The following is a 12,872-nucleotide window of genomic DNA, read 5'->3' on the forward strand; positions in this document are numbered from 1 at the left end:
CGGTCGGGGCCCGGCGTCAGGTGTCCCTCGCCCGGTCCGGCACCAGGCGTTCGTCGGCCGGTCCGGCGTCAGGCGTTCGTCGGCCGGCCCCGAGCCGGGCCCGAGCCGGGCCCGCGTCCCGCGTCCGCGCCCGTGTCCGCGCCCGTGTCCGCGCCCGTGTCCGCGCCCGCTCCGACTCGAACGTGAACACCCCCTTACGCGAACGGGCCGTCGCGGCCCCGGAGGAGAGCACTCATGTCCGGCTCGCAGCCCCGCACTGACGAGTTCACCGCACGTACCGCTCAGCTCAGCGCCCACCTGTACGCGACGGATCCGCAGTTCCGCGCGGCCATGCCCCTCGACGCCGTCAGCGAGGCCGTCCGGCGGCCGGGGCCGCCGCTCGCCGAAATAGTGGCCACGGTGATGGAGGGGTACGCGGACCGGCCCGCTTTGGGCGAGCGCGCCACGGAGCCGGTCACCGACCCGGATACGGGCCGCACCACGTATCGGCTCCTGCCGCGGGCCGCCCGCGCGCTGCTCGGATACGAGCAGGGCGACGTGGAGCCCGGTACGCGCTTCGCCGATCTCGGCGGTGACAGCCTCTCCGCGCTGTCGTTCTGCCAACTGCTGAAGGAGATCTTCCACGTAGACGTCCCCGTCCACGTCGTCATCAACCCGGTCAACACGCTCCAGCACGTGGCCGATCACATCGAGAGGACCCAAGCGTCGGAACACCGGCGCCCGACCGCCGACAGCGTCCATGGAATGGGCGCGACGCGGCTGCGGGCGGGTGATCTGAGGCTGGACGCGTTCCTCGACGCGGAGACGATGGCGAGGGCGGCCGGCAACCGGAACGGAAGGCTCCCGGCGCCGGCCCGTACGGTCCTGCTGACCGGCGCCAACGGCTACCTGGGCCGTTTCCTGTGCCTCGAATGGCTGGAGCGCGTGGCGGAGCGCGGTGGCACCCTGGTGTGCGTGGTCCGCGGCAGCACCGACGAGGCGGCCCGCGCGCGGCTCGACGCGGCCTTCGACAGCGGCGACCCGGAACTCCTTCAGCACTACCAAGCCCTGGCCGCCGAGCACTTGGAGGTTGTCGCAGGCGACATCGGGAAGGCCGACCTCGGGCTCGGCAAGGAGACCTGGGAACGGCTGGCCGACACCGTGGACCTGATCGTCCACCCGGCGGCGCTCGTCAACCACGTCCTGCCGTACGACCAGTTGTTCGGCCCCAATGTGCTGGGCACCGCCGAACTCATCAGGCTCGCGGTCACCTCCCGGATCAAGCAGTTCACCTACCTGTCCACGGCCGCCGTCGTCTTGGGATCCGAGACCGCCGCCGACGAGACGGCGGACATCCGCGCGACCTACGGCGCCCGCGACCTCGACAACGGTTACGCGGACGGTTACGCCGCCGGCAAGTGGGCGGGGGAGGTACTGCTGCGCGAGGCGCACGACGCGTTCGGCCTGCCCGTCGCCGTCTTCCGCTCGAACCTGATCCTCGCCCACCCCCGCTACCGGGGCCAGCTGAACGTCTCGGACATCTTCACCCGCCTCCTGCTCAGCCTGCTGGCGACAGGAATCGCCCCCGGCACCTTCTACGTCCGCGGCACCGGCGCGAACAGCGGACACTACGACGGACTCCCCGTGGACTTCACCGCCCGGGCCATCGCCTCGCTGGGCGATGACGCGCGGGAGGGATTCCGGACCTTCAACGTCGTCAACCCGCACGAGGACGGCATCTCCCTCGACACTTTCGTCGACTGGCTGGCGGACGCCGGGCACCCCATGACCCGCATCGACGACTACGACGAGTGGCTCGACCGCTTCGAGACCGCCCTACGAGCCCTCCCCGACCACCAGCGCCGCCACTCCCTGCTCCCCCTCCTGCACGCCTTCACCCTGCCGGAGTGGCCCTTGCCGGGTTCCGCCCTGCCCGCGGACGAATTCCGCGCGGCGGTACGAGCCGCCGCCCTGGGCGAGGAGAAGGACATCCCTCACCTGTCGCAGGACCTGATCACCAAGTACGTGACGGATCTACGGTCGCGACACCTGCTGTAACAGCCCTCTGCCTGTCCTCGCTCGGATGCTGGGTCGGAACTGCTGATCTGTGACGTGCTGGGCCGGGCAGGAAGTGCTTACCGGTATCAAGATCGAATCCGCGTCGCACTGCTGACAGCGGCACTGGGGCCCGGTACGCACCGGGGCCCGTCCAGAAGTTCGGCACGTGCTGACGCCCGTCCTCCGACGTCCGAGCACCCTCGGCCCCTCCTCGACACGGCAGGCGGCCCGTCCCGCCTGTGGGATGCCGCCACGGTTCATCAGACGCCCACCGGACCCCTCTGCCCTGTCCCAATGTCTCCGCGCCGGTACGGCGCGGCTGTGGGCTCTCGATCCGCAGCGCCGAATCAGGGCAAGGCGACGGCGGCCCTGCGGACCGTCTTAGAGTGTCGGCATGTCGCTGAGCCGCATATCCCTCATGTCCGGCCGTTCGGTTGAGCTCACCGAGCTGCGGATGTCTTCGACCTACGGGGGGATGCTGGAGGGCTACCCGTGCAAGCCCATCAACGACATGAAGGTCAGCAGCCTCCACCGGCAGGCCGCACGCGCCTTTCCGTCCACACCGGTCCATCTGGTTCCGCCCTCCTACGAGTACCCGGACGAGACCGCCGGCGCCTTCGGCCCCGTCGAGGTGCTGCCCGGCGTGGCTTGCATCGGTACCTTCCGCTCGGCAGCAATTGCCCTTGGGCTCGACGCGGTGCTGCACCGCTCCGCCCTCGCAGTGGTCTGGTTTCAGACTGTCCTGGATGTCCCCTCGGGCGAGAACGCCGACTTTGCACTGCGGAGCATCCGCTGGGAGGAACTGGCCCAGGACCACGAGCTCTAGCGACGGTTGCCGAACACAGCCACTGGTTGCGAGCCGTGGCAAGGACGGTCGCCTCGCAGCCGGCTGCGAGCTATCGCGCGGTGATCACGCGATGCCTTTGAGGCGGTTTGATCCTGCCCGCGGCCGTGTAGTGCCCGTGGCAATCGGCCGGGGCGAAGCGCGGTGGTCGCCCCCCCCCGGGGAGCCGGGCCGTCGCGCTTCTGAGCTGAAGAAAACCACTTGAACCTGCGCAGGGTGAGGGTGGCAGGCTTGCGCAGTGATCGTTGAGTTGGCTCCTCGCTTCCTGACCTGGGACGACGTGGACCCCGCCCGTCACGCGTTCGACAGCGCGTCCGCGGCCCGCACAGTGCGCTCGCTCGGCCCGGCCCGGTGTGTACCTGTCCGGCCGGGCGTCCCCTTCGGGGATCCCGCGATGAGCACCTGGCTCCGCGGCGAGGCCGAGCCCTGGGCCGACGCCATGTCGTACGCCCTCGCTCAGCACTACGGCCGCTGGACCGTCGGGTGGCGCTGGGCGCACGACGAGGGTGATTTCGACGGCGGACCGATAGGGAACTGGCGCTGCCCGCTGGTCTCGATCACCACGCGGGAAGAGACCCTGACCCGGGTCGAGGCGGCTCTATGTGAGTGGCGGGAGTGGCTGGAGAGTCTCGCCGGCTGGTTCGCGGCATACCCGCTCGACCTGACCGACACCGAAGATCAGCGGATCTCGTGGGAGCACGCGGCGCGGAATCTGATCATGCGGGTCGTCGACCGCACCGGGTGCGGCAGCGGCTGGCACGGCCACTGCCGCCAAGTGCTCACCTGGTTCCTCGGCCGCCGGGGAGTCGCGCCCGACGTGGCTGGGGGCCTGGTGGACGAGGCGATCAGTGGGCGGTTCCACAGTTGGACCGGCCCTGACCGGATGGTGGTCGACGACATCGCGGAGCGGCTCGCGCGCGCTCTGGGGCCGGGCCACAGCGGCGCCCGCGCGGACGCGCCGGCCCAAGATCACCTGCGGCGCTGGCTTGCGGTGCGCAAGGCGGTGCCGTGGCACGAGATCCCGGACAACGGTGCGGACGGACCGGTGGTGCCCCTCCGCGACGGTGCGGCGGAGGACATCCGGGCCTTCGACGGCGCTGTCGACCCTGCCCGAGCCGAGGGCCTGCTCAGCGCCCTGGACCTGCTGCGAGCCGACGCGGCACGCGGGGCGCGGCTCGACTCCGCGTTGCTCAGCAGCTGGCAGCAGCACCTCTTGGGCACCCCGCATCCGCCCCGGTTCCGCAGCTTGCCCGCCTCTGCCAAGGGAGGCCGGGAGCGCTACGGCATCGGACCGGATACCCAGGCCCGCTTTGACACATGCCTGGCCGAGAGTGCACCCGGCCCAGGCCGGCCGCTCGGTCCGACCGCCCGTGCCGCCCGCGCTTACCTCGACGTCTGCTTCTTCCACCCCTTCGACGACGGCAACGCCCGCTCCGCCTTCCTCACCCTCGTCTTCGTCCTCGCCCGCGAGGACATCGCACTCGGGGGAGTCGGCCTGCTGCGCCGTATCACCTTCCAGGCCGACAATCCCCAGGACCCGCTGCTCCTCGTCCGCTACATCAACGTGCACCTCGCGGAGACCCGGCGCAGCGCTGCCGGCTCAACCGGTCCGGCATCGATGTGAGCGCCTCCGCTGGTGACCACCGCGCCTGTCGGTGCGGACGACGAGGTGAATCCTGGGACGAGATGAGCGTCGACGACCTGAACTCCGGCCGTTCCCGCTGCCGCGAACCCCCCGGGCACTGATACCCGGGGCGAGTCGAAGGCGCTCCTCGGCAAGCCTCGGGCCCGGGCTCAGTCGGACTGGTCGATCGGGCCGAGCAGCCGGTTTCCGGGGGCCTTCGGGTCGTCACTCAGGTAGAACTCGGTGATGGCGGACCTGAATTCAGCGTGGCTGAGTGAGCCGTCCCCGTCCTGGTCGAGCAGGCGGAATGCCGCCTCGGAGTGCACCGGGGGGATGCCCAGGACGTCGTACATGCGGACATACTCCGCCTGGCTCAGCACTCCGTCCTGGTTGGTGTCCAGTGCCCGCATCAGCGCGTCGACGAGCGCCAGCACAGCCTCCTCGAAGTGCCGGGGGTCCGTGACGTCGGCCGCCATGACGGTGATGAACTCGTGCCGGGAGATCTGTGCGCTCCCGTCGCTGTCCCCGTGGGCGAGCAGCAACCGCCACCATGTCTCGAAGGCGGCCCGCATCGCCGCCGCGTTCTCCTCGTCGCCCTCGCGCACCAGCCCGGCGAACAGGTCGGCCATCTGCTGGAAGTCGTCACGGGTGAGCCGTCCGTCCCCGTTCCGGTCGAACCAGCGGAAGAGGGTGCTGAACTTCTGGGCTTTCACGTCCTCCGTCATGGGTGCTCTCTTTCTGGGCGGCCGCATCTCGCGGCGGGCCTGGAGTTGTTACCCGAACGAACGCGTTCCCTTTGGGACGTTAGGCGAGGCGGAGTTGGACAACCAGGGCCGTTGAGGCCCTTCCTGTGCCAGTGTCCCTACCACCCGCGCTCCCGGCCGGAGCCATGTTGACCGCTGTCTGGGGCGCGCAGTTCGGGGCGGTCCGGCCGAGGGGCTGCTTGATCAGCCTGAAGAAGTGCGTCTGACGCTGATCGACGGATTGTCCGACGCGCTCGGCCCTCGTCGCGCACGGCGGATGAAGCGGTAATTCCGGCAGTTTCGTGATCAACTTACGGCGCATTGCGCCGTTTCCGAGTGCTTTGACGTTGAGGGGCACCCATGCACAAATACGTTCCGATGCCGCTCCTGCGCATAGTCGTAGTCCTGATACCGGAGATACGAACAGTGGTGGATCCCTACTGGACGAGGGCTTTACGGATAGCCGTCGGCCTGACGCTGGCTATACGCGTGACCGCCGGCCTGACGTTCGCCGCGGCCGCCGTGGCTCTCATCTGGGCGCTGGGGATCGACACCCAGCCGGCGCCGCACACCGGCGTCCTGGTCTTGATGTGGATTGCGACCGGTTCCGCTGTCGTACGCGCGGCGCTGCTGTGGGTCCGGCGGTTGTACGGCAGGCGCCGGGCCCGGCTCTCTGATTCCGGCGTCAGCCTGGAAAAGACGTACAGGGACGAACTGGATGTTCTGGATGAGCTCACAGAGGTGCCCGATGGGTCGCAGGGTTGGACCAAGGCGCGGCGGTTGCTCGTCAACGTCGCCCTCTTCGCGGCCTCGCTGACGGCAGTCACGCTGCCCTCCCTGCCGAGCCGGGCCAGCCTGCCCGCCGCTCTCCAGCGCGCGGATGCCGAAGTCGCGACAGCGACCATCGCCGAACGGCCGGACATTGTGAGAAAGGAATACGACGAAGACCATCACGACCTGGTTGTGAGCTACTACAGCAAACTGCGGGTTTCAGTGCCCGGCAGGGCCGAACCGCTCCTTGTCGGCCCGGTCCGCAGTGACGAACCCTTCAAGGTGGGCTCTCACATTCCGGTGCTGTGGTCCCCGAGCAACCCCGCCCTGGGCGGTTACACCGACTCCCCGGCCGAGCTGAAACGACTGTTGGAGAGCAAGTGGGAGATCAATCTGACAGGCAGCGGCGTCACCGACGATACATGGGTGATGGTCGCCTGGATCTTCGGGCTGTGCATGCTGCCCTGGGTCTTCCTCTTCGCGCTCGGCATCGACGACGACGTGCTGTCCGAACTCGCCTGGTCCCCCCTCCCTCAGACCATCCACGCCCTCGTCTTCCTCGGCACGTCCTACGGATCCACGCCCGCCCTCACCGGTCGACCGCCCAACGGACTGCAGCCACTCTGGCAACAGGTCGGCTGGCTGCTTCTCGCAGGACTCATCTTCAGCCCGATCGGGCGGCTGGTGAAGGAAAACTGGAGGAATGCGCCCACGGCTGCGGATTGAGAAGCCTGACCAAGTACTGACAGTCGACGAATACCGTGTCCTTCAAGGACGCGTGTGCCCCTGGGCCGGCGAGGGCCGGAGTGGGGCGGACGTTCTCGCAGGCATAGGGGACGATGACCACTTGGTACGCCTCGCCGTCGAGGACGCGCTCGGACTGAACCTGACGGCCCACGGACCGCCCCGCGAGTCCGGAGCCGGAGCCGGAGCCGGAGCCGGGGGCGGTGGCGGTGCAGGTGCCGTGACCCTGCGGGGGCGCCTTCGGTGATGCGGCGGCCGCCGGTGAGGCGCTCAGCGCGAGGAGCACGGTGGTCGGGGCGAGCGAGACGAGCGCCGCGAGCAGCCGTCCGTCGTGTTTCAAGGGGTGGTCTCTCTGAATCGGTGGCGTACGGGTTTGTTGGGGACGAACCGGTCCGCCGCCCGTGCGCGCCAGGGTCGAAACAAGACGCTCTGTGATCGCTTCTGGCCAGTTCTGGGCTCTCGCCATCACCCCCGTGGCCGCTACGTTCCCCCCTTGACCGGATACTCACCATCAGGGGGAAGGGCAACGAATGCGCCCCATAAGACCCGTCAGCCGCATAGGCAGAGCACTCACGGCCTGTGCCGCCTCGGCCGCCGTAGCCACCGTCGGCCTTGCCGCCTCACCAGTCTCGGCCGCACCTGCCAAGTCCGCCACCGCCTCGCAGGTCAAGCCCGGCGACGTTTGCACCGCGGCCGACCTCGGCACACGCCACCCGTACATCAAGACCACCGAAGTCTCCCCGGCCATAACCCACTTCAAGGGCTGGTACGTCACCGAGGGCACAACCGGCGCCCATACCGTCACCACCAGCACCCAGACGACCATCTCCGTCTCCGTCGGCCTCGATGGCAAGGTCGAGGGCAGTTTCGACGTCGAGACCCTCGGGAAGGTCGGCGCGAGCCTGGGCCTGAACGTAAAGGTCGAATACTCCTCCACCAGCACCGAGTCGAATACGGTCGCGTGGAACTTCAACCAGCCCGGCTACTACGGCGTCTACAAGGGCACCAAGAAGGTCACCGGTACGTACGGGAGCCTCAACTGCAACCGCGCCCAACAGGGCGACGGCAGTTGGGGGTTGAAGTGGATCGAGGGGGCCGGCAGCGGCAACTTCACCACCTACACCGCCCTCGAAGAAGGAGCGGTGCGCTGCCAGGACAAGGTGCCCGCCAACAGCATCATGGCCAAGGCACAGGAACTGCTCGACTGCGGCTCCGCTACCGCCACGGCGAAGCACGAGGCCGGTCCTGTGCCGTCGGCGAAGGCCGACGCCGCCAAGAAGGCTGACGCCAGGGACGCGGCCGCGAAGGCTGCCATCAGGGACGCGGCCGAGAAGGCCGCGGCGAAGAAGACGGCCGGGAGCACGGCCGGCTCCCGCGCAGCGCAGGGCCTCACCTGTGACCCCGGCTTCTACAAGATCGGTGTACCCGGCAGGTCGCTGTACTGGACCGGGCACGTCCTGGCGGCCGACGGTGTGCGCCTGCGGCCCTCGACGATCTTCAGTGGAGACCTTGATCAGTGGTCTCTGTGCAACAAGGTGGAGCACAACGGCGTCATCGAGGCCACCCTCGTCAACCACCGCAGCCAATGGTGCCTGACCGTCCCCGCGCAGACCGCGGCCACTGAACGCGCGGTCCTGCAGACGGCCCAGTGCGCGGAGGACGACCTCCAGCGGTTCTCCATCTACCGCGACGTGCCCGGCAGCTCGCAGATCGGTGTGCAGAACAAGTACACCGGCTCCATGATGGGCCACGACCGGTACGCGGACGGCGAGTTCATCCGCCAGTACTCCAGCGGTCGGCCGGACGGTACGGGCACGTACACCCTGACCGGAGTCTGAGGCCCACGCCCGCCCGGGTCCGCGACGGCGGCCCTGGCCTGGCCGAGCCACCACCAGGGATCCTCGGCCTGTAGGTCTTCCGGACCCGTCAATGAACTGACCTGCCCATCTGCCACGGACAGTTGCTGATCAGAGGGGTTTACGGCCCGGCCACCTCGGCGACGCCGACGCAATGCCGCGTCGCGCGCCGAGGTGTCGTCGCGTCGAGGGCCACGTGGTCGGTGCGGGTGCGCCGGTAGTGCCGGTGGCCCGTGGCGTCGGCGTGCTGCCGCAACCACGCCCGCACCGCGTCCGGGGAGCCCTGCTCCCCGGACCGCGCGCCGCACTTCGCGTCGCCGCCGGAGAGGCATACGGCGCTGAACGCGGGCCGGGCCGTGAGCACTTCGCTCCTCCGGTCTGGCTCGCCGAGCCGGATGGCAGTGTCCGGCCTGCCCCGGCCCGCGCGGTGCTCCGCGCACTGGCACGGCGGGAACGCGATGCTGCCGAACGGGAGGTTCGCCCCCACCCCCGCTTCGCCCAGCCGCCCACCTGACGTGGGCACCACCAGCACCCCGTCCTTGCCGCTCTCCGCCATCAGCCGTGCCAGTTCCGCCCGCGCCGTGCTCTTCATGACCCCAACCGCCTCAGTCCGTGCCACACCTCGTCCGCCAACTCCCTTGTGGGCTCCGCGTATGTACGCGGCACCCAGTTGGGAGCCAAGCGCCAGAAGCCGCCGGATCGGATGAGCCCGTACAGCGCCTGAAGGTCATCCTCTGAGGCTGGGGGCTCGGGAGTCGGCGCTGGCATGGTGCGGCGGCTCGGAGGAAGGTCCGTCACGAACATCACCGCTCCTCTCTGTAGTCATTCCACTACCGGATTGGCTCAGCGTGCTCTACATTCGGAGTGTCATCAACTTGCGTCATCTGATTGGAGAGTTGGTCGGTACCTGTTGAATCGAAAAGAGCTGGACCCCGAGGAATCGGCGCGCGCGGCCTTCGGTGCGCGTCTGCGCAGGCTGCGTGAGGAACGTGGCTTGACTCAGGACGAGCTGGCAGTGCAGATGGGGTGCTCTGGTTCGCACATTTCAGCTGTGGAAACTGGTCGCCGTTCCCCAACTCGTCGGTTTTCGGTAAGTGCTGACAGGGCGCTCGGCACGGGAGATCTCTTCGAACGGCAGGGCCGGGCCGTCTGGAACCCCGCGATACTTGAGGGCTTCCCCGAGTTCGTTGCCCGCGAGGTCAAGGCGGCGGAGATCCGGATTTTTGAGCTGGGCATCATTCCGGGGCTGCTCCAGACGCCGGAGTACGCGGCGGCCATCACCATGGGGGCCGTGCGGCGCGGCGCGATCACTGAGCAGCAGGCCGAAGAGCGGCTGTCTCTACTCGCACGGCGGCAAGCGTCTCTGGAGCGGACACCTCCGCCCCTGGTCTTCGTGGTGCTGGACGAAAGCTGTATTCGTCGTCCCGTCGGTGGTCCGGCTGTCATGGACGCGCAGCTTGACCGCCTGTATGCGTTCGCCGAGCGTCCTTCGACGGTTCTGCAAGTGGCTCCGTATGACCTCGGGGAGCGGCGAGCCTTCGATCTGCCGGTTCACTTGGTGACGCTTCCGGACCGGACCCAATTCGCCTACGCCGAGTCCGCTCAACAAGGGCGCCTGGAACGCGATGCGAGGTTCGTGCAACCCCTGTTGACGGCCTACCATCAGCTTCAGGCCGAAGCGCTGTCCCAAGTGGCATCCGTAGCCGTGATCGAGCAGGCACGAAAGGGCACCCTGTGAAGATGACCGAGTCCCCCCGTTGGTTCAAGTCCTCCTACAGCAGCAATGGCGGCGCTTGCATAGAGATCGCCACCAACCTCACTTCGTGCGGCGTCGTCCCCGTTCGTGACAGTAAGAATCCGACCGGCCCCGCGTTGAAGATCGACGCTTCGGCGTGGAGCGACTTCGTCGCGTTCGTCAGGACCACGGACATCTGAGATCGGCAGCACGACGGGCCCCCGCCGAATTCGCCCCGGATTTCGGCGGGGGCTTCTTGCGGGCTTCGCGAACACCACTTGGCGTCCTACCATCAGTTACAGGCCGTAGCGCTTCCCGGTACGGCGACCGTGGCCGTAATTGACCAGCTACGAAAGGGCAACTTGTGACAACCAAGTCTCCCCATTGGGTCAAGTCCTCGTACAGCAGCAACGGCGGTCAGTGCGTCGAGTGGTTGCCTTCCGCAGGGGCAGCGCGCGGTGTCGTCCCTGTCCGTGACAGCAAGAATCAGAACGGTTCTGTTCTGGTCGTCTCGGTTGACGCGTGGACTGCGTTCGTGGACGAGGTGAAGTGCAGCGGATTCGAGGTCACCTAGTGGTTCCTGGACGGCGGCCAGTTAATGTGAGCAGAAGTGACCTCAAGCGTTTGACGTGGAGTAAATCCAGCCACAGCAGCCCTGAGGGCGGTAACTGCGTCGAGTGGGCGCCGGGCGTAGCGGCAGCGTCTGGTGTTGTCCCTATTCGTGACAGCAAGAACCCAAATGGCCCCGCCCTGGTCATCACGGCGAAAGCGTGGACCGCTTTCGTGACCGGGGTGAAATGCAGCGGATTTGAGGTCACCTAGTGGTTTTGCACACGAGTGACTTCAGGTGCACGGTGTGGCGTAAATCCAGCTACAGCAGCCCCGATGGTGGCAACTGCGTTGAGTGGGCGCCGGCCGTAGCGGCAGCGTGCGGCTTGGTTCCTGTTCGTGATGGCAAGAATCCCAACGGCCCTGCCCTGGCCATCTCGATGGACGCGTGGACCGCGTTCGTGGACGAGGTGAAGAGCGGCGGCCGGGCCTCGCTGCTCGCCGAATAGGAGCGACGCTCATCTGCCTGCCGTAGCTGGCGGCCACGGTCTGTTTCATCGGTCGGGGCTGGTGTGGTTCAGCGCATCGAGGTTCTGTTGGTCGCGTGCACCCCACCAGGCACCGTGACGACGGCGCGGCCGCGCTCGCCTATCCCTCGGCAGGGGGCTCGACCGGGAAGCGGTAGACCGTTGACTGCCGCGCCTCGAAGCCGAGGCGTTCGTACAGCCGGTTCGCCGCCGCGCGGTCCGGTCGGGAGGTGAGGTCGACCGTGCGGGCACCCGCCTCGCGGGCGATCCGTAGGGCCTCTTGGGTGAGGAGTCCGGCGACCCCTTGGCCGCGTGCCGCGTTGTCGACGACGACGTCTTCGACGCGGGCCCGCAGGCCGGACGGCAGGGGTACGAGCACCAACGTCAGGGTGCCGACAACGGCGTCGGGGGTACGGGCCACGAGCAGCGTATTGGCGTCGGAGGTCGTCAGCCGGGTGAGCGCTTCGTGGTCGAGGGGCTTCGCGGTCGACGAGAGCTGCGGCAGCAACCGGCTGAAGGCGGCGACGAGTTCCTGGCTCGCCTCTCGGGCGACCTCTACTCGGATATCCATGCGGGGAGCCTAATCGGGCTGGGGAAACCGCCCCCGATCCGTGCCAGTTGCCCGTCTCGGCCCGGCTCCAGGCCGATGGGGCGTTGGCTCCGTTCAGCGGCCTCGGGTGCGCGTGATGATCCGCAGGGGCCGGGAACTCCGCGCAGCCGGCGCCGGACTCACTCACCGAACGGGCTGCCGGCGGCTGGGAGTCTCGTTGCCGTAACTCCGTGGCTGAAGCCCGCGTGTTGGGCTGGGGCGAGGGTCGGTCAGGTGGTCGCGCCGACTTCGTACCTCATGGCCGGTGCGTACCCGTGGCTTCCCAGGCCGCTTCGATCATCTGGAAGATCTCGTCCACCGCTCCATCCGGATCGGCCGCCTCGCGCGCCAGCGCGTACGCGTCGATCGCGAATCGGGCGATCGTCCGGCAGGCCGTCGGGGTCCGGGTCTGTTCGGGGTCGGCGGTGATGGCTGTGGCCAGGGATTCCGCGTGGCGCAATTGCATGGACTCGTCGTACTTCCGCAGGGCGGGGGACTCGTCGATCATGCGCCAGATGGGGGCGGCGCCGTCGGCCGTGCAGTGGCGGACCAGGGCCTGGACCTCGTGGCGCAGTGCGGGGATGAGCGGTTCGTGCGGGGCGCGGCCGGTGACCGCCTGGGTGAGGCGTTGCTCGAAGTCCTCGTCCTGTTCGAAGACGAGGGCCTCTTTCGAGGCGAAGTGGGAGAAGACCGTGGTGACGGCGACATCGGCCTCGGCGGCCACGTCGCGGATGCCCACCTCGTCGTACCCCTGCTCCAGGAAGAGCCGCAGGGCGGTGTCGGCGATCTTCTGGCGGGTCGCGGCCTTCTTGCGTTCGCGGCGTCCGGTCGGCACGGTCATGGTTTCAAGCTA

15 protein-coding genes are annotated in these 12,872 nt (G+C 68.3%); 10 read left to right on the forward strand and 5 right to left on the reverse strand.

The window, feature by feature from the left end:
* Positions 1–234 precede the first annotated feature (234 nt).
* From AB0I22_RS17080 to AB0I22_RS17090, 3 genes are all read left to right on the forward strand, one after another.
* Entirely contained in the window at positions 235–2,037 is a 1,803-nt protein-coding gene (locus AB0I22_RS17080; protein WP_363131583.1) for a thioester reductase domain-containing protein, read from the forward strand.
* A gap of 394 nt (positions 2,038–2,431) precedes the next feature.
* Positions 2,432–2,863: a hypothetical protein gene (locus tag AB0I22_RS17085; RefSeq protein WP_363131584.1), complete on the forward strand. Its 432-nt coding sequence runs from the start codon at positions 2,432–2,434 to the stop codon at positions 2,861–2,863.
* Positions 2,864–3,275: 412 nt separating this feature from the next.
* The gene (locus AB0I22_RS17090) at positions 3,276–4,505 is read left to right on the forward strand and encodes a cell filamentation protein Fic (protein WP_363131585.1); all 1,230 of its coding nucleotides are present in this window, start codon (positions 3,276–3,278) and stop codon (positions 4,503–4,505) included.
* Between the two features lie 170 nt (positions 4,506–4,675).
* Here AB0I22_RS17090 and AB0I22_RS17095 read toward each other — a convergent pair whose 3' ends face one another.
* Positions 4,676–5,230: an EF-hand domain-containing protein gene (locus tag AB0I22_RS17095; protein WP_363131586.1), complete on the reverse strand. Its 555-nt coding sequence runs from the start codon at positions 5,228–5,230 to the stop codon at positions 4,676–4,678.
* 507 nt (positions 5,231–5,737) lie between these two features.
* Between AB0I22_RS17095 and AB0I22_RS17100 the strand changes: the two genes are divergently transcribed.
* Complete coding sequence (locus AB0I22_RS17100) at positions 5,738–6,745, forward strand: hypothetical protein (RefSeq protein WP_363131587.1); 1,008 nt, start codon at positions 5,738–5,740, stop codon at positions 6,743–6,745.
* Here the strand turns inward: AB0I22_RS17100 and AB0I22_RS17105 are convergent.
* Positions 6,684–7,103 (reverse strand): hypothetical protein, encoded by a 420-nt coding sequence (locus tag AB0I22_RS17105; protein ID WP_363131588.1) that lies wholly within the window; start codon positions 7,101–7,103, stop codon positions 6,684–6,686. The two genes, AB0I22_RS17100 and AB0I22_RS17105, sit on opposite strands and share 62 nt — an antisense overlap.
* 190 nt (positions 7,104–7,293) lie before the next feature.
* Here AB0I22_RS17105 and AB0I22_RS17110 point away from each other — a divergent pair, with 190 nt between their 5' ends.
* A complete protein-coding gene (locus AB0I22_RS17110; RefSeq protein ID WP_363131589.1) occupies positions 7,294–8,601 on the forward strand; it encodes a hypothetical protein in 1,308 nt (435 codons plus the stop codon).
* A 139-nt stretch (positions 8,602–8,740) separates the two neighbouring features.
* On the opposite strand, the gene AB0I22_RS17115 is transcribed toward AB0I22_RS17110, so the two are convergent.
* Positions 8,741–9,211 (reverse strand): hypothetical protein, encoded by a 471-nt coding sequence (locus AB0I22_RS17115; RefSeq protein ID WP_363131590.1) that lies wholly within the window; start codon positions 9,209–9,211, stop codon positions 8,741–8,743.
* 315 nt (positions 9,212–9,526) lie between these two features.
* Between AB0I22_RS17115 and AB0I22_RS17120 the strand changes: the two genes are divergently transcribed.
* From AB0I22_RS17120 to AB0I22_RS17140, 5 genes are all read left to right on the forward strand, one after another.
* Positions 9,527–10,357, forward strand: a complete 831-nt coding sequence (locus AB0I22_RS17120) for a helix-turn-helix transcriptional regulator (RefSeq protein WP_363131700.1) — start codon at positions 9,527–9,529, stop codon at positions 10,355–10,357.
* Positions 10,358–10,359: 2 nt separating this feature from the next.
* Complete coding sequence (locus tag AB0I22_RS17125) at positions 10,360–10,554, forward strand: DUF397 domain-containing protein (RefSeq protein WP_363131591.1); 195 nt, start codon at positions 10,360–10,362, stop codon at positions 10,552–10,554.
* A 164-nt stretch (positions 10,555–10,718) separates the two neighbouring features.
* Positions 10,719–10,928 carry a DUF397 domain-containing protein gene (locus tag AB0I22_RS17130; protein WP_363131592.1) on the forward strand — a complete coding sequence of 70 codons (210 nt, stop codon included), beginning with the start codon at positions 10,719–10,721 and terminating at the stop codon, positions 10,926–10,928.
* A gap of 26 nt (positions 10,929–10,954) precedes the next feature.
* A complete protein-coding gene (locus AB0I22_RS17135; RefSeq protein ID WP_363131593.1) occupies positions 10,955–11,176 on the forward strand; it encodes a DUF397 domain-containing protein in 222 nt (73 codons plus the stop codon).
* 5 nt (positions 11,177–11,181) lie between these two features.
* On the forward strand, positions 11,182–11,412 hold the full coding sequence (locus AB0I22_RS17140; protein ID WP_363131701.1) for a DUF397 domain-containing protein: 231 nt from the start codon (positions 11,182–11,184) through the stop codon (positions 11,410–11,412).
* A 139-nt stretch (positions 11,413–11,551) separates the two neighbouring features.
* Here AB0I22_RS17140 and AB0I22_RS17145 read toward each other — a convergent pair whose 3' ends face one another.
* Both AB0I22_RS17145 and AB0I22_RS17150 read right to left on the reverse strand, forming a co-directional pair.
* Positions 11,552–12,001 carry a GNAT family N-acetyltransferase gene (locus AB0I22_RS17145; protein WP_363131594.1) on the reverse strand — a complete coding sequence of 150 codons (450 nt, stop codon included), beginning with the start codon at positions 11,999–12,001 and terminating at the stop codon, positions 11,552–11,554.
* 274 nt (positions 12,002–12,275) lie between these two features.
* Positions 12,276–12,860, reverse strand: a complete 585-nt coding sequence (locus AB0I22_RS17150) for a helix-turn-helix domain-containing protein (protein ID WP_363131595.1) — start codon at positions 12,858–12,860, stop codon at positions 12,276–12,278.
* Positions 12,861–12,872 lie beyond the last annotated feature (12 nt).

Origin of the sequence: Streptomyces sp. NPDC050610 (assembly GCF_040654875.1) — a bacterium.
In the GTDB taxonomy this organism is placed as follows: domain Bacteria; phylum Actinomycetota; class Actinomycetes; order Streptomycetales; family Streptomycetaceae; genus Streptomyces.